Source organism: Achromobacter sp. FW305-C-30-7 (assembly GCF_058783105.1).
On the sequence record NZ_JBYSYI010000001.1, the window covers coordinates 1,311,062 to 1,331,910 of the forward strand.

General features: G+C 68.2%; 19 protein-coding genes. 3 read left to right on the forward strand and 16 right to left on the reverse strand.

What is annotated here, in order from left to right; translation table 11 throughout:
• Window position 1 precedes the first annotated feature (1 nt).
• The 4 genes from urtD to urtA are packed head-to-tail and all read right to left on the reverse strand — an operon-like array spanning window position 2 to window position 4,867.
• Window positions 2-841, reverse strand: a complete 840-nt coding sequence (gene urtD / locus AC3WOB_RS06080; protein ID WP_013395840.1) for an urea ABC transporter ATP-binding protein UrtD — start codon at window positions 839-841, stop codon at window positions 2-4.
• On the reverse strand, window positions 838-1,965 hold the full coding sequence (gene urtC / locus AC3WOB_RS06085; protein ID WP_013395839.1) for an urea ABC transporter permease subunit UrtC: 1,128 nt from the start codon (window positions 1,963-1,965) through the stop codon (window positions 838-840). The genes urtD and urtC overlap by 4 nt, the downstream gene beginning before the upstream one ends.
• Complete coding sequence (urtB, locus tag AC3WOB_RS06090; RefSeq protein ID WP_492274510.1) at window positions 1,962-3,593, reverse strand: urea ABC transporter permease subunit UrtB; 1,632 nt, start codon at window positions 3,591-3,593, stop codon at window positions 1,962-1,964. Before urtB ends, urtC begins: the two co-directional genes overlap by 4 nt.
• A gap of 20 nt (window positions 3,594-3,613) precedes the next feature.
• Window positions 3,614-4,867: an urea ABC transporter substrate-binding protein gene (gene urtA, locus AC3WOB_RS06095; RefSeq protein WP_013395837.1), complete on the reverse strand. Its 1,254-nt coding sequence runs from the start codon at window positions 4,865-4,867 to the stop codon at window positions 3,614-3,616.
• 369 nt (window positions 4,868-5,236) lie between these two features.
• Here urtA and atzF point away from each other — a divergent pair, with 369 nt between their 5' ends.
• From atzF to AC3WOB_RS06110, 3 genes are read left to right on the forward strand one after another with little or no spacing between them, the layout of a single operon-like run.
• Window positions 5,237-7,057 (forward strand): allophanate hydrolase, encoded by a 1,821-nt coding sequence (atzF, locus tag AC3WOB_RS06100; RefSeq protein WP_492274511.1) that lies wholly within the window; start codon window positions 5,237-5,239, stop codon window positions 7,055-7,057.
• Window positions 7,058-7,101: 44 nt separating this feature from the next.
• Window positions 7,102-10,761 (forward strand): urea carboxylase, encoded by a 3,660-nt coding sequence (gene uca, locus AC3WOB_RS06105; RefSeq protein ID WP_492274512.1) that lies wholly within the window; start codon window positions 7,102-7,104, stop codon window positions 10,759-10,761.
• Window positions 10,762-10,763: 2 nt separating this feature from the next.
• On the forward strand, window positions 10,764-11,525 hold the full coding sequence (locus AC3WOB_RS06110; RefSeq protein ID WP_013395834.1) for a GntR family transcriptional regulator: 762 nt from the start codon (window positions 10,764-10,766) through the stop codon (window positions 11,523-11,525).
• On the opposite strand, the gene AC3WOB_RS06115 is transcribed toward AC3WOB_RS06110, so the two are convergent.
• From AC3WOB_RS06115 to AC3WOB_RS06170, 12 genes are all read right to left on the reverse strand, one after another.
• Complete coding sequence (locus AC3WOB_RS06115) at window positions 11,522-12,337, reverse strand: anti-sigma factor family protein (RefSeq protein ID WP_492274513.1); 816 nt, start codon at window positions 12,335-12,337, stop codon at window positions 11,522-11,524. The two genes, AC3WOB_RS06110 and AC3WOB_RS06115, sit on opposite strands and share 4 nt — an antisense overlap.
• Window position 12,338: 1 nt before the next feature.
• Window positions 12,339-12,851: an RNA polymerase sigma factor gene (locus AC3WOB_RS06120; RefSeq protein ID WP_332013008.1), complete on the reverse strand. Its 513-nt coding sequence runs from the start codon at window positions 12,849-12,851 to the stop codon at window positions 12,339-12,341.
• A gap of 30 nt (window positions 12,852-12,881) precedes the next feature.
• On the reverse strand, window positions 12,882-13,250 hold the full coding sequence (locus AC3WOB_RS06125) for a COG4315 family predicted lipoprotein (RefSeq protein ID WP_013395831.1): 369 nt from the start codon (window positions 13,248-13,250) through the stop codon (window positions 12,882-12,884).
• A 100-nt stretch (window positions 13,251-13,350) separates the two neighbouring features.
• On the reverse strand, window positions 13,351-13,815 hold the full coding sequence (locus tag AC3WOB_RS06130) for a GNAT family N-acetyltransferase (RefSeq protein ID WP_013395830.1): 465 nt from the start codon (window positions 13,813-13,815) through the stop codon (window positions 13,351-13,353).
• A gap of 144 nt (window positions 13,816-13,959) precedes the next feature.
• Window positions 13,960-15,003, reverse strand: a complete 1,044-nt coding sequence (locus tag AC3WOB_RS06135; RefSeq protein WP_492274514.1) for a phosphotransferase — start codon at window positions 15,001-15,003, stop codon at window positions 13,960-13,962.
• On the reverse strand, window positions 15,000-16,223 hold the full coding sequence (locus AC3WOB_RS06140; RefSeq protein ID WP_492274515.1) for an acyl-CoA dehydrogenase family protein: 1,224 nt from the start codon (window positions 16,221-16,223) through the stop codon (window positions 15,000-15,002). Before AC3WOB_RS06140 ends, AC3WOB_RS06135 begins: the two co-directional genes overlap by 4 nt.
• Window positions 16,224-16,237: 14 nt before the next feature.
• A complete protein-coding gene (locus AC3WOB_RS06145; RefSeq protein WP_492274516.1) occupies window positions 16,238-17,011 on the reverse strand; it encodes an SDR family NAD(P)-dependent oxidoreductase in 774 nt (257 codons plus the stop codon).
• 34 nt (window positions 17,012-17,045) lie between these two features.
• Window positions 17,046-17,438: a RidA family protein gene (locus AC3WOB_RS06150; protein WP_492274517.1), complete on the reverse strand. Its 393-nt coding sequence runs from the start codon at window positions 17,436-17,438 to the stop codon at window positions 17,046-17,048.
• A 19-nt stretch (window positions 17,439-17,457) separates the two neighbouring features.
• Window positions 17,458-18,330: an alpha/beta hydrolase gene (locus AC3WOB_RS06155; protein ID WP_492274518.1), complete on the reverse strand. Its 873-nt coding sequence runs from the start codon at window positions 18,328-18,330 to the stop codon at window positions 17,458-17,460.
• Between the two features lie 18 nt (window positions 18,331-18,348).
• Window positions 18,349-19,062 (reverse strand): ABC transporter ATP-binding protein, encoded by a 714-nt coding sequence (locus AC3WOB_RS06160; RefSeq protein WP_207465698.1) that lies wholly within the window; start codon window positions 19,060-19,062, stop codon window positions 18,349-18,351.
• Window positions 19,055-19,834 (reverse strand): ABC transporter ATP-binding protein, encoded by a 780-nt coding sequence (locus AC3WOB_RS06165; protein WP_013395823.1) that lies wholly within the window; start codon window positions 19,832-19,834, stop codon window positions 19,055-19,057. The genes AC3WOB_RS06160 and AC3WOB_RS06165 overlap by 8 nt, the downstream gene beginning before the upstream one ends.
• The gene (locus AC3WOB_RS06170) at window positions 19,827-20,843 is read right to left on the reverse strand and encodes a branched-chain amino acid ABC transporter permease (protein WP_492274519.1); all 1,017 of its coding nucleotides are present in this window, start codon (window positions 20,841-20,843) and stop codon (window positions 19,827-19,829) included. The genes AC3WOB_RS06165 and AC3WOB_RS06170 overlap by 8 nt, the downstream gene beginning before the upstream one ends.
• Between the last annotated feature and the right edge of the window lie 6 nt (window positions 20,844-20,849).

A 20,849-nucleotide genomic window follows, 5' to 3' on the forward strand; every position in this document is an offset into this window, starting at 1 on the left:
TTCAGCGCCCCAAATAAACTTCGATGACGCGCGGATCGGCCTGCACCTTGCTCATCGGTCCTTCGGCCAGCACCGAGCCTTCATGCAGCACCGTGACCTTGCCGTTGCCCGCGATCTGGTTGACGAAGTCCATGTCATGCTCCACCACCATCAGCGAATGGCGTCCGCGCAGCTCGTTGAGCAGCTCGCCGGTGCGTTCGGTCTCGGCGTCGGTCATGCCCGCCACCGGTTCGTCCAGCAGCAGCAATTGCGGCTCCTGCATCAGCAGCATGCCGATCTCCAGCCACTGCTTCTGGCCGTGCGATAGCAACCCGGCGGGCAGCGCCGCTTCCGGCCGCAGCCGGATCAGGTCCAGCGTCTCGCCGATCTTGTCGGCCTGTTCGCCGCTCAGCCGCGCGAACAGCGTGGGCCGCACGCGCTTGTCGGTCTTCATCGCCAGCTCCAGGTTTTCGAACACGCTGTGCTGCTCGAACACCGTGGGCCGCTGGAATTTGCGGCCGATGCCGGCATGCGCGATCTGCGCTTCGTTGAGCGTCGCGAGGTCTATGCTCTGGCCGAAGTAGGCCGTGCCCGAAGTGGGCCGGGTCTTGCCAGTGATGACGTCCATCATGGTGGTCTTGCCGGCGCCGTTGGGGCCGATGATGCAGCGCAGTTCGCCTACGCCTATGTCCAGCGTCAGGTCGTTGAGGGCCTTGAAGCCGTCGAAACTGACCGTGATGCCTTCCAGGTAGAGGATGGCGCCGTGGCTGGTGTCCAGGCCCTTGGGGTTGACGCGGCCATAGCCGGCGTCGCCGCTGGGGCCGCCGTCGAGCGCGGCGGATTCGATATGCGTGCTGCTCATGCCTTGTTCCCCTGGATGCGGGCGGAGATGCGGCGCGCCAGGCCGACGATGCCGGTGGGCAGGAACAGCGTCACCAGTACGAAGATCAGGCCCAGCGCATACAGCCAGAACTCCGGCAGCACGCTGGTGAACCAGGTCTTCAGGCCGTTGACGGCGCCTGCGCCGATGATGGGGCCGACCAGCGTGCCGCGCCCGCCGGTGGCGACCCAGATCACCATTTCGATGGAGGTCTCGGTGGACATCTCGCTGGGGTTGATGATGCCGACCTGCGGCACGTAGAGCGCGCCGGCGATGCCGCATAGCACTGCGGACAGGGTCCAGACGAACAGCTTGAAGCCCAGAGGGTCGTAGCCGATGAAGCGCAGGCGGCTTTCGGCGTCGCGCACGGCGGTCAGTACGCGGCCCAGCTTGCTCTGCGTGACCAGCCGCGCCAGGATCAGGGCGCCGGCCAGCGCCGCCAGCGTGATCCAGTACAGCGCGGCGCGCGTGCCCGGCGCGGTGATGTCGAAGCCCAGGATGCGCTTGAAGTCGGTGAAGCCGTTGTTGCCGCCGAAGCCTGTGTCGTTGCGGAAGAACAGCAGCATCGCGGCGAAGGTCAACGCCTGCGTGATGATGGAAAAGTACACGCCCTTGATGCGCGAGCGGAAGGCGAAGTAGCCGAACACGAAGGCCAGCACGCCCGGTACCAGCACCACCAGCAGCATGGCGTACCAGAAGTGTTCGGTAAAGGACCAGTACCAGGGGTAGCTCTTCCAGTCCAGGAATACCATGAAGTCGGGCAGATCGCTCTGGTAGACGCCGTCGCGGCCGATGGCGCGCATCAGGTACATGCCGTGCGCATAGCCGCCCAGCGCGAAGAACAGGCCGTGTCCCAGCGACAGGATGCCGGCATAGCCCCACACCAGATCCAGCGCCAGCGCCGCCATGGCGTAGCACATGAACTTGCCCAGCAGCGCCACGGCATAGGCCGACACATGCAGCGCATGGCCGGGCGGGAAGACGAGATTCAGCCAGGGCAGCAGCGCCAGCAGCGCCACGGCCGCGGCCAGGGCCGCCCATACGCGGCCCGAGTACAGCGGGCGGCGGGTCAGCAGATTGAGGTCAGTCAGCGCGTTCTGTTTCATTCGACACTCCGGCCGCGGGGGGCGAACAGGCCTTGCGGCCGCTTTTGGACGAACAGCACGATCAGCGCGAGGATGGTGATCTTGGCCATGACGGCTCCCGTGTAAGGCTCCAGGAATTTATTGACGCCGCCCAGGCCTAGCGCGGCGATGACGGTGCCGGCCAATTGGCCCACGCCGCCCAGCACCACCACCATGAACGAATCGACGATGTAGCCGCGGCCCAGGTCCGGTCCCACATTGCCCAGTTGGGACAGCGCCACCCCAGCCAGCCCGGCGATGCCGGAGCCCAGGCCGAAGGCCAGCATGTCGACGCGGCCGGTGGGTACGCCCACGCAGTCGGCCATGCGGCGGTTCTGTGTGATGGCGCGCACGAACAGGCCCAGGCGGGTATGGTTCAGCAGCGCCCACACCAGGAACACCACGAAGAAGGCGAAGCCGATGATGACCAGGCGGTTGTAGCTCAGCACCAGTCCGCCCAGCACCGTGACGCCGCCGGACATCCAGCCGGGATTGCCCACCTCGACGTTCTGCGCGCCGAACAGCGTGCGCACGCCCTGCATCAGGATCAGGCTGATGCCCCAGGTGGCCAGCAGCGTTTCCAGCGGCCGGCCATAGAGCCAGCGTATGACGGTGCGCTCCAGCGCCATGCCGACCAGCGCGGTCACGGCAAAGGCCAGCGGCAACGCGGCCAGCACGTACCAGTCCAGCCAGCCCGGCAGCCAGGCGCGGAACGCCGTCTGCACCACATAGGTCACGTAGGCGCCTATCATCAGCAGCTCGCCGTGCGCCATGTTGATCACGCCCATCAGGCCGAAGGTGATGGCCAGGCCCAGCGCCGCCAGCAGCAGCACGCTGCCCAGGCTGATGCCGTAGAACAGGTTGCCGGCCCATTCGATGGTGGTCAGGTGGCGGTCGATCTGTTTGAGCGCACGGCCGGCGGCCTCACGCACGCCGGCGTCGGGCTCGGCGTAAGCGCCGTCGCGTTCCTCGGCCAGGGCGGCCAGGGTGGGGCGGAAGGCGGCGCTGCGGGTGCCGCCCAGCAGCTCCACCGCGTGGCGCCGCTTGGCAGGATCGCTGCTCTTCAATTCCAGGTTGGCCTGCGCGATCAGCAGCGCGTCGCGCACGGCCTCGTTCTTTTCCGCGGCCAGGGCCTTCTCCAGCATGGGCAGGCGCGCCGGGTCGCCGGTCTGTTGCAGGCGGCGAGCCGCCGCCAGACGCTCGGCGGGTTGTTCGGAGTACAGGCGTGAGCCGGCCAGCGCGGCCTCGATGGCGCGGCGCAGGCGGTTGTTGATGCCTATGGCGCCCGCGTCCGCGGGCAGCTCGGCGGCGGCGCCCGTGGCCGCGTCGGTGGCGCGCGCGCCGCCGTTGCCGATCAGCACGCGGCCATCGGGGGCGGCATAGAGCCGGTCCTCGCCCAGCGCCTGCAGCACCGCTGCCGCTTCGGGTTCGGGCAACTGGCCCAGCGCGGCAATCGCCTGGAGCTTGGCGTCCGTGTCGTCGCCGGCCAGCGGCGCCAGCAGGGCTGGGTCCACGCCGCCGGCCGCCGCCGGGGCGGCAGCGAGCGGCAGGGACACCAGCCAAGCCAGCAGGAAACGACGCAAGTAGAGTGCGATTGCCGCGATGCGCATGGCTGCTTGTTCCCAGTGCGTTAGAGACCTTGCTTGCCTTCGTTGCCCGGGATGTACGGGCTCCAGGGCTGGGCGCGGATCGGACCCTTGCTCTTCCACACCACGCTGAACTGGCCGTCCGCCTTGATCTCGCCGATGTAGACCGGCTTGTGCAGGTGGTGGTTGGTCGGGTCCATCTCGATGGTGTAGCCGTCGGGCGCATTGAACTTCTGGCCGCCCATGGCCGCGATTACCTTGTCCACGTCCGTGGTCTTGGCTTGTTCCACCGCCTGCTTCCACATGTGGATGCCGATGTAGGTGGCCTCCATCGGATCGTTGGTCACCACCGTATTGGCGTTGGGCAGGTTCTTGGTCTTGGCATAGGCCTTCCACTTCTGGATGAAGGCGTCGTTGACCGGGTTCTTGACCGACTGGAAGTAGTTCCACGCGGCCAGGTGGCCTACCAGCGGCTTGGCGTCGACGCCGCGCAATTCCTCTTCGCCGACCGAGAACGCCACCACCGGCACGTCGGTGGCCTTCAGGCCGGCATTGCCCAGCTCCTTGTAGAAGGGCACGTTGGAGTCGCCGTTGATGGTTGAGATGACGGCCGTCTTGCCGCCGGTGGCGAACTTCTTGATGTTAGCGACGATGGTCTGGTAGTCGGAATGGCCGAAGGGCGTGTAGACCTCGTCGATGTCGCTGTCCTTGACGCCCTTGGAATGCAGGAAGGCGCGCAGGATCTTGTTGGTGGTGCGCGGATAGACGTAGTCGGTGCCCAGCAGCACGAAGCGCTTGGCCCCGCCGCCGTCTTCGCTCATCAGGTATTCGACGGCGGGTATGGCCTGCTGGTTGGGCGCGGCGCCGGTGTAGAACACGTTCTTTTCCAGCTCTTCTCCTTCGTATTGCACCGGGTAGAAGAGCAGGCCGTTGAGCTCCTTGAACACCGGCAGCACGGACTTGCGCGACACCGAGGTCCAGCAGCCGAAGACGACCGCCACCTTGTCCTGGGACAAAAGCTGGCGCGACTTCTCGGCGAACAGCGGCCAGTTCGACGCGGGGTCCACCACCACGGCTTCGAGCTTCTTGCCCATCACGCCGCCATTGGCGTTGATTTCCTCGATGGCCATCAGGGCAACGTCCTTCAGCGACGTTTCCGAGATTGCCATCGTGCCCGAGAGCGAATGCAGGATGCCGACTTTGATGGTGTCTTCGGCGGCGTGTACCTGGGGCATCCATCCAGACATGGCCAACAGGCTCACGGCGGTCAGTTGCTTAAGGGCTAGTCTGCGTTTCATGGTGACTCCTGATGGAAATGTGCCGGTCGCGCCGGCGAGAACGATCTGAACAACACCCGACGACCAGAACCTCAAAGCAAAAGGCATGCCAACCACGCACTGACGTGCGGTCCGCTATATGCAGGGGGGATGGGACGCGAGCATCGTGGAGCGCGGCGCGCAAGACGCCAGTGATCGATCTGGTGCCGCATGCACAACATGGGTGCGCGCGGCGCTCGTTGGCGGTGCGTGCGGGGCGGGGCGTCGTCATGCGCGCCTGGCGGCTTGGAGCGCGCCGCCACAGGAGAAGGGGGAAAACGCGGGGCGGCGGCCAACATGGCACGCCGATTGCTTGGGAATCCGTACTTGTATACAAGAAAGGACTCCAGCATGAACGCCGTAGCAACGCACAAAGGCCCCGTCGCATGGACGATCGCGCAATGGCAGGCCGCCTACCGCGATGAGGGCGCCACGCCCGAGACTCTGCTGGCTGCATGGGCCGAACGCGGCGGCCAGCCGGACAATGCCTGGATCAAGCGCGTGGACGGTGCCCTGCTGGCGCGGCAGCTCGATGCCCTGCATGGGTTGCTGGAAGCCGCCGGCGGCGATCTGAAGCGGCTGCCGTTGTATGGCGTGCCGTTTGCGATCAAGGACAACATCGACGCCGCAGGCTGGCCCACCACGGCGGCCTGCCCGGAATTCGCCTATACGCCTGAGCAGGACGCCACCGTCGTCGCCCGGCTGCGCGCGGCGGGCGCCATCCTGGTGGGCAAGACCAACCTGGATCAGTTCGCCACCGGACTGGTGGGCACGCGTTCGCCGCTGGGCCCCGTGGCCAATACCTTCAATCCGGAATACGTCAGCGGCGGCTCCAGTTCGGGCTCCGCGTCCGTCGTAGCGCGTGGCCTGGCGGCGTTTTCGCTGGGTACCGACACCGCAGGTTCGGGTCGCGTGCCGGCGGGCTTTAACAACATCGTCGGCCTCAAACCCACCAAGGGCCGGCTCAGCACGGCCGGCGTGGTACCGGCATGCCGCACGCAGGATTGCGTGTCGGTGTTCGCGTTGACGGTGGATGACGCGGAATTGGTGGCCGATATCGCGGCCGGCTTCGACGAGCGCGATCCCTATTCGCGCGCCCAGCCGGCAGGCAGCGTACATCCGTGGCCGGCGCAGCCCAGGCTGGCGATACCCGCGCAGCTGGAATTCTTCGGCGATGCGCAGGCGGCGGCCGCGTTCGACGCGGCGGTACGCGTCCTGAAGGCGTCCGGCGCGACGGTCGAGCCCATGGACTTCACGCCGTTCAGCGAGCTGGCGGCGCTGCTGTATCAGGGGCCCTGGGTGGCCGAGCGCTTTGCCGCCGTGGAAGCACTGTGGCAGAAGAACCCTGGCGCCATCCATCCGGTGGTGCGCGGCATCGTCGAGCAGGCCGCCAACTACAGCGCGCTGGACGCGTTCAAGGCGGAGTACCGGCGCGCGGATCTGGCGCGGCGCATCCTTCAGTCGCTGGCGGGCTTCGACGCGTTGGTCGTGCCGACCGCGCCGTCGATCTACACCATCACCCAACTGGACGCCGATCCGGTGGCGCTGAATTCACGGCTGGGGATCTACACCAACTTTGCGAACCTGGCGGACCTGTCGGCGCTGGCGCTGCCCGCCGGCATGCGCGACGACGGCCTGCCCGCAGGCATCACGCTGATCGGGCTGGCGTGGCAGGACCATGCCCTGGCGCAGTTTGGCCGCCAGTGGCAGGCGCGTCTCGGCCTGCCGCTGGGCGCCACCGGCGCACCGCTGCCCGCCATCAGCCCTGCCCGGGCGCCGGCGGGCGACACGGTGCGTGTGTCCGTGGTCGGCGCGCACTTGCGCGGCATGCCGCTGAACCATCAGCTGACCTCGCGCCGCGCGGTGTTCGTCGAGCAGACGCACACAGCCGGCGATTACCGCCTGTATGCCCTGGCAAAAACATCGCCGCCCAAGCCCGGCCTGGTGAAGTCCGCGAGCGGCGCGCCCATCGAGGTCGAGCTCTGGGATGTGCCGCTGGCTGCCTTCGGCGCCTTCGTGGCCGAGATCCCCGCGCCGCTGGGCATCGGCACGCTGGAGCTGGCGGACGGCCGGCAGGTCAAGGGCTTCATCTGCGAGCCGCGCGGCCTGGAGGGCGCGCGCGACATCACGGAGTTCGGCGGCTGGCGCGCCTACCTGGCCAGCCTGGCCTGATCTCCGCTTTCGATAACCCCCGCAAGAAACCTGGGAGTCGCACCGTGTTCGATACCGTTCTGATTGCCAACCGCGGCGAGATCGCCGTCCGCGCCATCCGCACCCTCAAGCGGCTGGGCATCCGCAGCGTGGCCGTCTACTCCGACCCGGACCGCAATGCCGCCCACGTGCGCGCGGCCGACGTGGCCGTGGCGCTGGGCGGCGAGAAGGCCGCCGACAGCTACCTGCGCATGGACCTGCTGCTGGCCGCCGCCCGAGAGCATGGCGCGCAGGCCATCTACCCCGGCTACGGCTTCCTGTCCGAAAGCGCCGAGTTCGCGCAGGCCTGCGAGGACGCCGGCATCGCGTTCGTCGGCCCGACGCCGCTGCAGATCCGCGAGTTCGGCCTGAAGCACCGTTCGCGCGAACTGGCGGCCGAGGCCGGCGTGCCGATGACGCCGGGCACGGGCTTGCTGGGCAGCCTGGGCGAAGCGCTGTCGCAGGCTGAGCGCATAGGCTATCCGGTGATGCTCAAGAGCACGGCGGGCGGCGGCGGCATCGGCCTTTCGCGCTGCGACAACGAGGCCGAGCTGACTGCGGCCTTCGATAGCGTGCAGCGCATGGGCGAGCATTTCTTCAGCGACGGCGGCGCCTTCATCGAGCGCTACGTCGACAATGCGCGCCACGTCGAGGTGCAGATCTTCGGCGACGGCGCCGGCCGCGTGCTGGCTTTGGGCGAACGCGATTGCTCGGTGCAGCGCCGCAACCAGAAGGTAATCGAAGAGACGCCCGCGCCGCTGCTGCCCGTCGCCACGCGCCAGGCGTTGCACGCCGCCGCCGTGCGGCTGGGCGAGTCGGTCAACTACCGTTCCGCCGGCACCGTGGAGTTCATCTACGACGCGGCGCGCGACAGCTTCTATTTCCTGGAGGTCAATACCCGTTTGCAGGTCGAGCATCCCGTGACGGAAGCCGTCACCGGCCTGGACCTGGTGGAATGCATGTTGCGCGTGGCCGCGGGCGAGCCGCTGGACTACGCCGCCATGTCGCGCGCGCCGCAGGGCGCGTCGATCGAGGTGCGCCTGTACGCCGAGGATCCGCTGCGCCAGTTCCAGCCGTCGCCGGGCGTGTTGACCGATGTGTTCTTTCCGCAAGGCCTGCGGGTGGACGGCTGGGTCGCAACCGGCACCGAGGTGCCGGCGTTCTACGACCCCATGCTGGCCAAGCTGATCGTGCACGCCGGCACGCGCGAGGCCGCGCTGGACAAGCTGGCGCACGCGCTGGCCCGCACCCGCCTGCATGGCATCGCCACCAACCTGGACTATCTGCGGCAGATCGTGGATGACGCGCGCTTTCGAGCCGGAGAGCTGTCCACGCGCTTCCTGGAAACCTTCACGTACCGGCCCGCGGCGATCGAGGTGCTGGCCGCTGGCACCTACACCAGCGTGCAGGACTATCCGGGGCGGGTAGGCTACTGGGACATCGGCGTGCCGCCCTCGGGACCGATGGACGACTATGCCTTCCGCATGGCCAACCGCATCGTCGGCAATGCGCCCGATGCAGCCGGCATCGAGGCCACGCTGGTCGGCCCTACCTTGCGTTTTCACGGCGATGCCATCGTGGCACTGACGGGCGCGGCCTGCGCAGCCACGCTGGATGGCGTACCCATGCCCATGTGGACGCCGGTGACCGTGCTGTCCGGCCAGGTGCTGGCAGCCGGCCGTGCGCTGTCGGGCTGCCGCAGCTATCTGGCCGTGCGTCACGGCCTGGACGTGCCGGTCTATCTAGGCAGCCGTTCGACCTTTGCGTTGGGCCAGTTCGGTGGCCATGCCGGCCGTACTTTGCGCGTGGGCGACATGCTGCCACGGGTCCGCCCCGGGCTGGCCAATGACGCCGGCGAGCCCATGTGCGAACCCCAGGCCGCGCCCGCCGAACTGATCCCGGCGTACGGCAACGCCTGGGAAATCGGCGTGCTCTACGGCCCGCACGGCGCGCCGGATTTCTTCCGGCCCGAAGCCATCGAAACCTTCTTCGCCGCGGACTGGGAAGTGCATTACAACTCCAACCGGCTGGGTGTGCGCCTGATCGGTCCCAAGCCGACCTGGGCGCGCGAGGACGGCGGCGAGGCCGGCCTGCATCCGTCCAACATCCACGATTGTGAGTACGCCATCGGCAGCATCAACTTCACCGGCGACAGCCCCGTCATCCTGACGCGCGACGGCCCCAGCCTGGGCGGCTTCGTTTGCCCCGTCACCATCGCCCGCGCCGAATTGTGGAAGGTCGGGCAGGTCAAGCCGGGCGATCGTATCCGTTTCGTGCGGATCGATTATCAACAGGCTGTGGCGCTGGAGGCGGCGCAGGACCGCAGCGTGGCCGAGCTGGCGGCGCCCGCGCAAGCCCGGGCCGCCGACATGCCCCGGCACGCTGACGCCGCCGCAACGCATGCCGCGCCGGCGGAACCCATCGTGGCGGCGCTGGCCGCCGCGGGCACGCGCCCCTCGGTGTCCTACCGCCAGGCGGGCGACGGCTATCTGCTGCTGGAATACGGTGACAACGTGCTGGATCTGGCGTTGCGCATGCGCATCCACCTGCTGATGGAGGCGCTTAGCGCCGATCCCATCGCCGGCGTGCTGGAGCTGTCGCCGGGCGTGCGTTCGCTGCAGATCCGCTACGACAGCCGCGTTGTCCTGCAAGGCGCGCTGATCGAACGTCTGCTGCGGATCGAGACCGGCCTGGCCGATGTGGCCACGCTCAAGGTGCCGACCCGCGTGGTCTATCTGCCGATGGCGTTCGAGGACTCGGCCACGCTGGGCGCGGTGCAGCGTTATCAGGAAACAGTGCGCGCCAGCGCGCCCTGGCTGCCGAACAACGTGGACTTCATCCAGCGCATCAACGGCCTGGCCAGCCGCAAGCAGGTCCGCGATATCGTGTTCGACGCCAGCTATCTGATCATGGGCCTGGGCGACGTCTACCTGGGCGCGCCTTGCGCGGTGCCGATAGACCCGCGCCACCGCCTGCTGACCTCCAAGTACAACCCGGCCCGCACGTTCACGGCCGAAGGTACCGTGGGCATAGGCGGTGTGTACATGTGCATCTACGGCATGGATTCGCCCGGCGGCTATCAGTTGGTCGGACGCACCTTGCCCATCTGGAACAAGTTCCTGAAGAACCCGGTGTTCCAGGACGGCAAGCCCTGGCTGCTGCGCTTTTTCGATCAGGTGCGCTTCTACCCGGTGACCGAGGCTGAGCTCGATCTGCTGCGCGAGGACTTCCGCGAAGGCCGGACCACGATCCGCATCGATGAAGAGGTGTTCGACTTCGCCGCGCACCAGCGCTTCCTGGCGCAAGAGGCCGACAGCATTGCGGCGTTCCAGATGCGCCAGAAGAGCGCCTTCGATGCCGAGGTCGCCTTGTGGAAAAGCGAGGATGCCGCGGTGGAGCAGGACGCGGCTGCGCCCGAGCCCGAAGCCGAGGCGGCATTGAAAGAAGGCGAAAGCCTGGTCAGCGCCGACATGTGCGGCAACATCTGGAAGATTCCGGTTCAGGTGGGCCAGAGCGTTGCGGCCGGCGACACGCTGGTGGTGGTCGAAGCCATGAAGATGGAACTATCGGTCATTGCGCCCGCTTCCGGCACCGTTGCCGCGATCCGCTGCGTGCCGGGCAAACCCGTGAACGCCGGTGACCCGCTCATCGTGCTGGCCGAAGACGCGACCTGCCCCGTGGTTTGAGCATGCGTCTGGAATCCGAGCAGGCCGCTCCGGCCATCCGCCAGGCGCCGGCCTTGGCCGGCTCGCTGGCCGATCAGGTTTATCAGCGCCTGAAGGACGACCTGTTCGACTTCCGAGTGCTGCCGGGCGAGCGCTTCACCGAGGCCGAGGTGGCGGCCCGACTGGGTGTCAGCCGCACGCCGGTGCGGTTGGGACTGGCGCGGCTGGAGCGCGAGGGCTATGTGCTGCCGCGGCCGCGCAGCGGCTGGCAGGTGCGGCCCTTCGACTTCGAACGCTTCGAGGCGCTGTACGACGTGCGGGTGGTGCTGGAGCAGGCTGCGGTGGAACGGCTGTGCGCGCGCGAGCACATGGACGAGGCCGGCATTCTGGGCGCGCTGAAGGACGTGTGGCTGGCGCCGCCGCGGCAGCGCATCCTGGACGGACGCTTGGTGGCGCAACTGGACGAGGCCTTCCATTGTGCGCTGGTGGCCGCCGCCGGCAATCCCGAGATGGCGCAGATCCATCGCGACGTGACCGAGAAGATACGCATCGTGCGGCGGCTGGACTTCACCAAGGATTTCCGCGTCGACGCCACCTACGACGAGCACGCGGCCATCTTGCGGGCGGTGCTGGCGCGCCGCGCCGACGAGGCGGCACGCATGCTGCGTTCGCATATCGGCATTAGCCGCGCCGAGGTCCGCAAGATCACGCTGCATATGCTGCACGAGGCGCGCGAGCGCGCCGGCGGGCGGGGGCAGGCGTCTGCAGGCGCGGATACGCCCTAGCCCTGCAACTGCTGGTAAACCTCCTGCGACACGCGCAGCAACTCGTCGCGGCTGACTGCGCCCGACAGCGCGTAGCCGAACTGGCCTTCGACCCAATAGAACACCCGCACCGGACCCTCCTGGGTGAACTGGAAGGCGGTCTGCCCACCGGCAGCCTCGCGGGTGACGTACAAGGTCAGGCGCTGGCCATCGGCTGCGCCGTACATGAAGAGCGCAACCGGCCCCGCGCCGCCGGGCAGCAGGCGTCCGCCCACCAGCTCATAGCCGGCCTGCGACAGGGACGGCGGGCGCATGGTCGCGCCCATGCGCTTGGTCAGCCAGGTGACCAGGCCCTTCTCGTTGTCGGCGCCGACTTCCACGGGGCGGCCCATGTCGGGCGCATAGACCGCGTGGGCGATGGCGGCGCGCTGGGCATAGCCGCCCGCGACGCGCTCCGGGCTGGCGGTGGCCAGCACCGCTTGCAGATGGCGCGCATCCATGGCGCCGCGCGTGATCCAGGCGGCGCTGGCGCTGATGGCAGCGATCGTCACGCCCGCGGCCAGCGCGCGCCAGGGCCAGGGGGTGGCGGGCCGCGCCAGGGGCAGGCGCAGCGGCAGCGGCTCGTCCAGCACCGGGTCCAGCATGGCGTGCAGCAGGCGCCGCTGTTCGCGCCATTCGTCGACCCGGGCCTGGTCCTGCGGATGCGCGTCCAGGAAGGTCTCGACCTCGGCGCGGCGCGCCGGCGGCAACTGGCCGTCCGCATAGGCATGCAGGTCGGCTTCGGTAATCGGGGTGCCCGCGCCGGGCACTGCGTGGAGGCGTTTCTCGTTCATGTCATTTCACGCGATGAAGCTTGCTGACGGTGTCGCGCGCCTGCATCAGCGCGCCCAGCTTCTCGCGGGCGCGTGACAGGCGCGACATGACCGTGCCCATCGGCACGTCCAGTATCCGGGCGGCTTCCTGATAGGACAGGTCTTCCACGCATATCAGCAGCAGCACTTCCCGCTGTTCCGCGGGCAGGGCTTGCAGGCAACGGTCCAGGTCGCGCACCTCCAGGTGGTCTGTCTGCGTGGCGCGCACCGGCGTGTCCGGCAGTTCGCCCGGGGCGGTCTGCTCGGCCCGCCGGCTGCTGGCGCGCACGCCGTCGATGAAATGGTTGTGCATGATGCCGAACATCCAGGCGCGCAACTCGCCGCGCCGTTGCCAGCGCGAATAGCGACTCCATGCGCGCTCCAGCGTGTCCTGGACCAGGTCGTCGGCCCGGTGGGGATCGCCCGTCAGCCCGCGGGCGTAGCGCCGCAGGCTGGGGATGCAGGCCAGGATCAGGGCTTCGTCTTCGGCGCGCATGGATTGCTGCGTTTGCTGGCGGACACGGGCTCAGGGCTTGGCGACGTGCCAGACTTCCTTGAAGTTGTCGCCCGTCTTGTCGCCGGCCTTGGCATCCTTGGCGTAGGTGTACAGCGGCTTGCCCTTGCTGGCCCATTGCTTGGTGCCGTCGTCGCGGGTGATGACGGTCATGTCGCCCATGGGCTTGGCGTCGGCGCTGGCCATGACGGGCGGCCAGATCTTGGCGCACTGGTCATTGCAGGCGCTCTTGCCGCCGGCATCCTTGTCGAAGGTGTAAAGCGTCATGCCGGCGCTGTTGACCAGCATGCCGTCCTGGGTCTTGACGGCCTGGGCCTGGGCGCCGGCCGAAAACAGGGCGGCGGCGGAGATGGCCAGGGCTGCGGCGATGTGTTTGCGCATGGTTTGCCTCGTACGTAGATAGGGAAAGTGGGGGACTGCCCTCTACAGACGCTGCCGGCCCGGGCTTTATTCCCGCCGGGCGGAAAGAAGTTGCAAAGGGTCAGCCTGCCGGCCGGACCGCGCCGGGTTCGTAACGCATTTCGTGTTCCAGTTCGGTTTCCTCCACGGGGGTGAAGCCCAGCGCTTCATACAGGCGGCGGGCGGGGTTGCCTTTCAGCACGCTCAGGGTGACTGGGATGCCTTCGGCGTCGGCCTCGTCCAGCACGCCTTCCAGCAGGCGGCGGCCCAGCCCGCGGCCCTGGAAGGCGGGGTCGATCTGGATCTGCACGATGCGCCAGCTGGCCGCGTCCCGGCTATGTTTGAACAGCCCGGCGGGCCGGCCGTCCAGCCAGACGATGCGGGCGTCCTCGAAGCGGTAGAGGATGCGGGCCAGATGGTAGTCGTCGTCCTGTGGCGCGCCCGCGCGCCGCAGGTGCTCGTGCATGGTGGTCTTGCGCAGGGCAAGCAGGAAGGGCAGGTCGTCTTCGGTGGCGGGCTGCAGCGCCAGGGAGCAGGTCTGGGTCATGGAAGCGGGGGAGGTAGGAGGCGTCCGGCTGCCGTGCCGGCCCGATTATCAGGTTATAGAGCGGTTGCGCCCCGGGCGCCAGCCCGGCCGACGGCGGCCGGCTCATTGACCCGGCTCCTCAACCAGGTCCTTTGATCCTGTTCTTCAATCCGCGCCGCCGCTGCGCGCGCACTCCCACCCCAGCTCGGCCAGCGGCGCCACCTTGGCGCCCATGGACTGGGCGTCGTCGGCGGCCGCGTTGCCGCCAGAAGCGCGCGCGGCGACCCCCTGCAGGATGGCGGCCATGCGGAAGAAGCTGTAGGCCAGGTAAAAGCCCCAATCGGCGACACCGGCAAGCCCGCGCGCCCGGCAGTACGCCGCCACGACCTCGTCCTCCGTGGGGATCCCCAGCGCGCCGAGATCGGATCCGGCCACGCCGCGCCACAGCTGCGGCGACACTCGCCAGCACATGCAGTAATAGGCCAGGTCCGCCAGCGGGTGCCCCAGCGTGGAAAGCTCCCAGTCCAGCAAGGCCAGGGCGCGGGGCTCGGTGGGGTGGAAGATCAGGTTGTCCAGGCGGAAGTCGCCATGCACCAGCCGCGTTTCGTCGCTGGCGGGAATGTTGCGGGGCAGCCAGTCGATCAGCGACTCCATGGGGGGCAGGTCCGCCGCGGGCCGGCTTTCGCGGTACTGCCGCGTCCAGCGCGAGATTTGCCGGGCATAGTAGTTGCCGGGCCGGCCGTAGCTTTCCAGGCCCAGGGCCACGTAGTCCAACTCATGCAGGGCCGCGAGCACGCGGCTGGTTTCGGCGTAGATCGCGCCGCGCTCGGCCGGGTCCAGGCCTGGCAGGGTCGGGTCGACAAAGGTGCGCCCCTGCACATAGTCCATCAGGTAGAAGGGAGTGCCCAGCAGGCTGTCGTCGGCGCAATAGTCCAGCATGCGCGGCACGGGCACGTCGCTGCGCTCCAGCGCCCGCATGACCCGGAACTCGCGGTCGATGGCGTGCGCCGAGGGCAACAGCTTGCCCGCCGGCTGCTTGCGCAGCACATACTGGCCGCGGGCCGTGGCCACGATGTAAGTCGGATTCGATTGGCCGCCGGCCAGGCGGCGCAGCGCCACTTCGCCGGCTTGTCCGGCATAGCCCGCGCGCACCAGATAGGCGGCCAGCGCGTCCTGGCCAGCAATCGTCTCCACTGTCGCGCCCGTCACGATTGCGCCCCGGCCTGTTCCTGCGCCTGCCAATGCCAGAACTCGTCGCCCTCGTCCATCAGGAATCGCGCCAGCACCATCTTGTGCACTTCGGATGCCCCATCGACCAGCCGCGCCTGGCGCGCGTAGCGGTAGATCCAGGCCAAGGCCGTATCGCGCGAATAGCCGCGCGCGCCGGTCAGCTGGATGGCGGTATCGACCGCCTTGTGCAGCGTTTCGGAGACGACGATCTTCGCCATCGAGACTTCCTTGCGCGCGTAGCTGCCCTGGTCCAGGGCGACGGCGGCGCGCATCGTCAACAGGCGGCCGATCTCGATCGCCATGGCGCATTCGCCCAGCATCCATTGCACGCCTTCGCGCTCGGCCAGCGCGGTGCCGAAGCTCTGCCGGGTCGCCACGTAGTCGCGCGCGATGGCCAGGGAGCGGCGGGCCAGTCCCAGCCAGCGCATGCAATGCGTCAGCCGCGCGGGTCCCAGGCGGATCTGCGTGACCTTCAGGCCGTCGCCCACGCCGAGCAGGCGGTTTTCATCGGGGATTTCCAGTCCGTCGAACACCAGTTCGCAGTGGCCGCCGTGTTCCTCCGGCCCCATGATGGGGATGCGCCGTTCGATACGCCAACCGGGCTGGTTCGCGTCGAAGAGGAAGGCCGTCAGGCCCTTGCGCGGATCGTCCGAGGTCTTGGCCATCAGGATGAAGTGCTGCGCCACGCCGGCGCCGGTGATGAACCACTTCTTGCCGTGGATGCGCCACTTGCCGTCTTTCAGGGTGGCGCTGGTGAGCATCATGGATGGATCCGAACCGCTGCCCGGATGCGGTTCGGTCATGGCGAACGAGGAGCGTACCTTGCCGTCCACGATGGGCTGCAACCAGCGCGCCTTCTGCGCGTCGGTGGCGACCTTCTCCAGCACCATCATGTTGCCGTCGTCGGGCGCCGCGCTGTTGAACACCACGGGTCCGAAGATCGACACGTTCATTTCTTCGTAGCAGGCCGCCATGCCGACGCGCGACAGCCCCTGGCCGCCGCGTTCGCGCGGCATCTGCAGCGCCCACAGCCCGGCCTCGCGGGCGCGGCGGCGCAGCGGCTGCAAGACTTCCTCGCGGATGTTTTCGTGTTCGTCGTAGGAGGCAGGGTCGGCCTCCACCGGCAGGATGTGGGTCTCTACAAAGTCCTTGATGCGCAGGCGGTAGCTTTCGATTTCTGGCGTGAGGCTGAAGTCCATGTTGCGTCCCGGAGTCAAAGCGTGGAAATGAGATGTCCGCCGTCCACGACCAGGACGGAACCGGTCATGAAGGAAGAGGCGTCGGAAGCCAGCAGCAGCAGCGGGGCCGACAGCTCCCGCGCCTGTCCGAGCCGGCGCTGCGGCACGCGCCGGATCAGCGCCTGTCCCGCGTCGCTGGCGAAGAATTCGCGGTTCAGGTCGGTTTCGATATAGCCGGGCGCGAGCGCATTGACGCGGATGCCGTGGCGCGCCCATTCCAGCGCCAGGGCCTGCGTCAGCTGGATCAGTGCGGCCTTGGAGGCGGCGTAGGCGGGTACCTGCTGGGCCACGCGCAGCCCCAGGATGGAGGCGATGTTGATGATGCTGCCGCCGCCGTGCGCCTGCATGTGGCGGCCTGCCGCCTGCGCCACGCGCCAGGTGCCGTTCAGGTTGACGTCGATCACGTCGCTCCAATCGGCCTCGGTATGTTCCAGCGCCGGACGGGTAGTGGTGATGCCGGCGTTGTTGACCAGGATGTCGATGGCGCCGTCCAGTTTCTCGGACGCGGCATCGAACAAGCCTGCGACGCTGTCGGGTTGGGTCACGTCCAGCGCGATGGCGCAGGTGCGCCGGTCCGCGGCGGCCAGTTCCGCGGCCAGTTCCGCGGCCAGTTGCTCGCCGGCCTGCAGCCTGCGTCCGGCCAGGGCCACGTGCGCGCCGGCGGCGGCCAGGGTGCGCGCGAATTCCGCGCCCAGTCCGCCGAAGGCGCCGGTCACCAGGGCCCGCTTGTTGCGTAGGTCCTCGAACATGCTCACTCTCCTTCGGGCGATGCCGCCGCGGGGGTCATGCAGGCTTGTACGCCGACGCTTCCACTTCGATCAGCCATTCCGGCCGCGCCAGGGCCCGCACTACGACCAGGGTCGCGGCGGGACGGGCCTCGCCCAGATAGGCCAGCCTGACGGGGCCGAGCTGCGGCAGCTGGCTTTCGTCGGTGATGTAGGTTACGACCTTGACCAGGTCGCCCGCATTCATCCCCGCGGCCTCCAGCATGGCCTGGATGTTGCGCCAGGCAGCGTGGGCCTGGGCTTCGAAGCCTGCTGCGAGCTCGCCCTCGGACGATACTCCCACCTGGCCGGCAATGTGCAGCCAGCGCCCGGCGCCTTCAGTCAGCACGCCCTGGCTATAGGGGCCCAGGGGGGCGCAGACGCCCGCGGGATTGAGTGGTTGGCCTGCCATGTGGACTCCTCGTGAAAGATCAGGCCCGGCCCGCGCCGGGCAGCAGCAGATCGAGCGTCTTGTTGAACAGCGGATAGCCGCCGCCGGCGAAATCGGTCAGCAGATCGAAATGGTTGCGTTGCGGCACCACCAGGTTTTCGACCTGGTAGCCGTGGCTGGCGCAATGCTGTGAAAAATCCCGGCTTTGCCCGCGAAAGCCCTCGGTTTCCAGGGCGCCGGCCGCGAACACCATGGGGACTTGGTACAGCGCGGCGCGCTGGTACATCCCCAGGTTGCGGGCTTCCGACACGCTCATATGGAGATCGCGGTTGATGGAAGTGCGCAGCAGCGGCTCCAGATCGAACAGCCCGCTCAGCCCGACGTAGCCGCGTATCCGGCCGGCCAGCGCGGGAACCAGGTCGCGGCACAAGGCCCTGGCGGCCATATGCCCGCCCGCGGAGTGGCCGGACAGCACGATGCGGCTGGCGTCGTAGCCGTGGCGCTCGCCCTGCGCGGTCAGCCAGGACACGGCCGTGCAGGCCTCGTCGACGATGTCGGAGACGCTGGCGTGCGGCGCCAGCGTGTAGTTGGGCAGCGCCACCGCCACGCCGCGCGCCAGGTACTCGTCGGCGATAAACGAAAAGCCGTGCTTGTCCAGGGCGCGCCAGTAGCCGCCGTGGATGAAGACCAGCAGCGGCGGCGCCGGCACATGCTCGGGCACAAACAGGTCCAGCACGCTGGAAGCCCGCTGGCCGAAGCGCAGGTCCAGGCGGGCCTCGGGCCGGCTACGCGTGTCCGCGCTGCGGCGCGCATAGGTAAAGTAGATTTCCTCGCGTTCGGGATGCCGGGCGCGCAGGTTGTACTGCGCTTCCTGCTCCGGATCGATCGCCTGCTCCTGGGAAGAACACGTCATCGCTTCACCTGTCTCCTGTCAGGCGCCCAGGTAGGCAGCCTGTACCCGTGTATCGTCGCGCAGCGCCTGGGCGCTGCCCGAATACGCCACCCGGCCTTCCTGCAGCACGTAGCCGTAGTCCGCGGCGCTCAAGGTCAGCCTGGCGTTCTGTTCGGCGATGAACAGCGTCAGCCCTTCCTGCTTGAGCCGCCGCAGCGACAGGAAGATATCCTTCACGACCAGGGGCGCGAGGCCCATGGAGGGTTCGTCCAGCATCAGCAGGCGCGGGCTGCTCATCAGCGCCCGGCCTATCGCAACCATCTGCTGTTCGCCGCCCGACAGCGTTCCGGCGGGCTGGCGGGCGCGTTCGGACAGCCGTGGGAACAGGTCCAGGACGAAGTCGAGATTGCGGCGGAACTCCGTCTGGCGGCGCTGCTTCAGCAGCTTGTAGCCGCCCATCTCCAGGTTTTCGCTGACCGACAGGGGCGCGAACACGCGCCGGCCTTCCGGCACCAGCACGATGCCGCGGTCGACGATGCGGTCCGCGGTCAGCGCCTCGATCGCTTCGCCTTCGAAGCGGACGCTGCCGCGCAGGGGCCGTAGCAGGCCGCTCAGGCTGCGCATGACCGTGGTCTTGCCGGCGCCGTTGGCGCCGAGCAGGCAGCCGATCTGCCCGGCGGGAATCTCCAGGCTGGTTTCGCGCAGCACGTCGCCCGCGCCATACGAGGCGCACAGGTTGGTGATTTCAAGCATCGGGCATGTCCTCCCCGAGATAGGCCTGCAGCACCAGGGGATCGGCGCGCACCGCGTCGGCCCGGCCTTCGGCGATCTTGCGGCCGTAGTTCAGCACCAGGATGTCGTCGCACAGCTGCATGACGAAGCTCATGTTGTGCTCGACCAGCAGCACGGTCACCCCGCTGGCGTTCACTTCGCGTATGACCTGCGCCACCTGCGCCACTTCGGCATGCGGCACGCCGGCGACGGGCTCGTCCAGCAGCAGCAGGGTGGGGTCGGCGGCCAGGGCGCGCGCGATTTCGAGGATCTTGGCCTGGCCGAAGCTCAGGTCCGCGGCCAGCACGTCGGCGTGGCGGGCCAGGTGCAGCTGCTCCAGCCGCTGCATCGCGATGTCGCGCATCTGCCGTTCGTCACGGCGCTGCCTGGGCGTGCGCAGCATGCAGGCCCACAGGCCGGAGCCGAAGCGCGCATGGCAGCCCACCATGACGTTCTCCAGCACCGTCAGGTCCTTGAAGATCTGCAGGTTCTGGAAGGTGCGGGCGATGCCCAGCCTGACGCGCTGGTGCGGCGGCAGGCCGCGTACCGGGCGGCCGCGAAAGCACACCTCGCCGCGCCCCGGGTGCAGCAGGCCGGCGACGATATTGAACAAGGTGCTCTTGCCCGCGCCGTTGGGGCCGATCAGGCCCTTGATCTGGCCTTGCTTCAGGTCGAAGGACAGGTCGGCAAGCGCGGCCAGTCCGCCGAAGTTGATGCCCAGGTCCCGCACCGACAGGAAATCGTGATCAGCCATGGCGCACCTTGCCCTTTGTTGCCGTCACCGGGGTAGCCGGCAAGCTTCTGGGACGCCGGCACAGCCGCTGCGCCAGTCCCGCCAGTCCTCCCGGAAAGAACATCAGGACCAGGATCATGCCCAGCCCGAACAGCAGCAGTTCGACGTCATGGAAGGCGCGCAGCAACTCCGGTACGGCGGTATAGACCAGCGCGCCGAACAGCGGTCCCCAATACTTGCCCCAGCCGCCGACCGCGACCATGACCAGCAGCAGCACCGAGGCCGAGAAGCTGAAGGTCTCCGGCGACGCGAACTGGTTGAAGTGCACGTAGAAAGTTCCCGCCAGGGCCGCCACCGCGGCGCAGAGCACGAAGATCGCCACCTTCAGCGCATAGGTGTTGATGCCGAGGCTGGCCGCGCCGACCTCGCTGCCGGCCACGCTGATCATGGCGCGGCCGATGCGCGAGCGGGTCAGGTTCAGGAAGCCCCACATCAGCAACAAACCGGCGGCCCAGGCCAGGTAGAAGAAGCGGCGGTCGGTATCGAAGGCGTAGCCCGCGACGGTGATGGGCTCGACCCCCGACAGGCCGTTGGGGCCGCCGGTAAAGTCCACCAGTTCGACGAACAGCACCGACAGGATGGCGTTGAATCCCAGCGTCGCCATCGCCAGATAATGTCCGCGCAGCCGCAGCACGGGCAGGGCGATGAGCAGCGCCGCCGTGCTTGCGACCGCCAGCGCGGCCGGGATGCTGGCAAGCGCCGGAACGCCGTACTTGGCCGACAAGGCGCCGCTGACATAGGCGCCCAGGCCGAAGAAGCCGGCCTGGCACATGGAGATCTGCCCGCAGTAGCCCATCAGCAGGTTGAGGCTGGCGATCAGCATCAGGTTGATGCTGAACGTCACCGCCAGGCCCACGGCATAGCTGTTCGGCGCCACCAGCGGAAACAGCAGGAAAAGGCCCCACAGCGCCAGCAGGATACGCAGGTCGCGGTGTCCGCCATCCCCGTGCGGGTGGATTTCTGATTTCATCTTCAC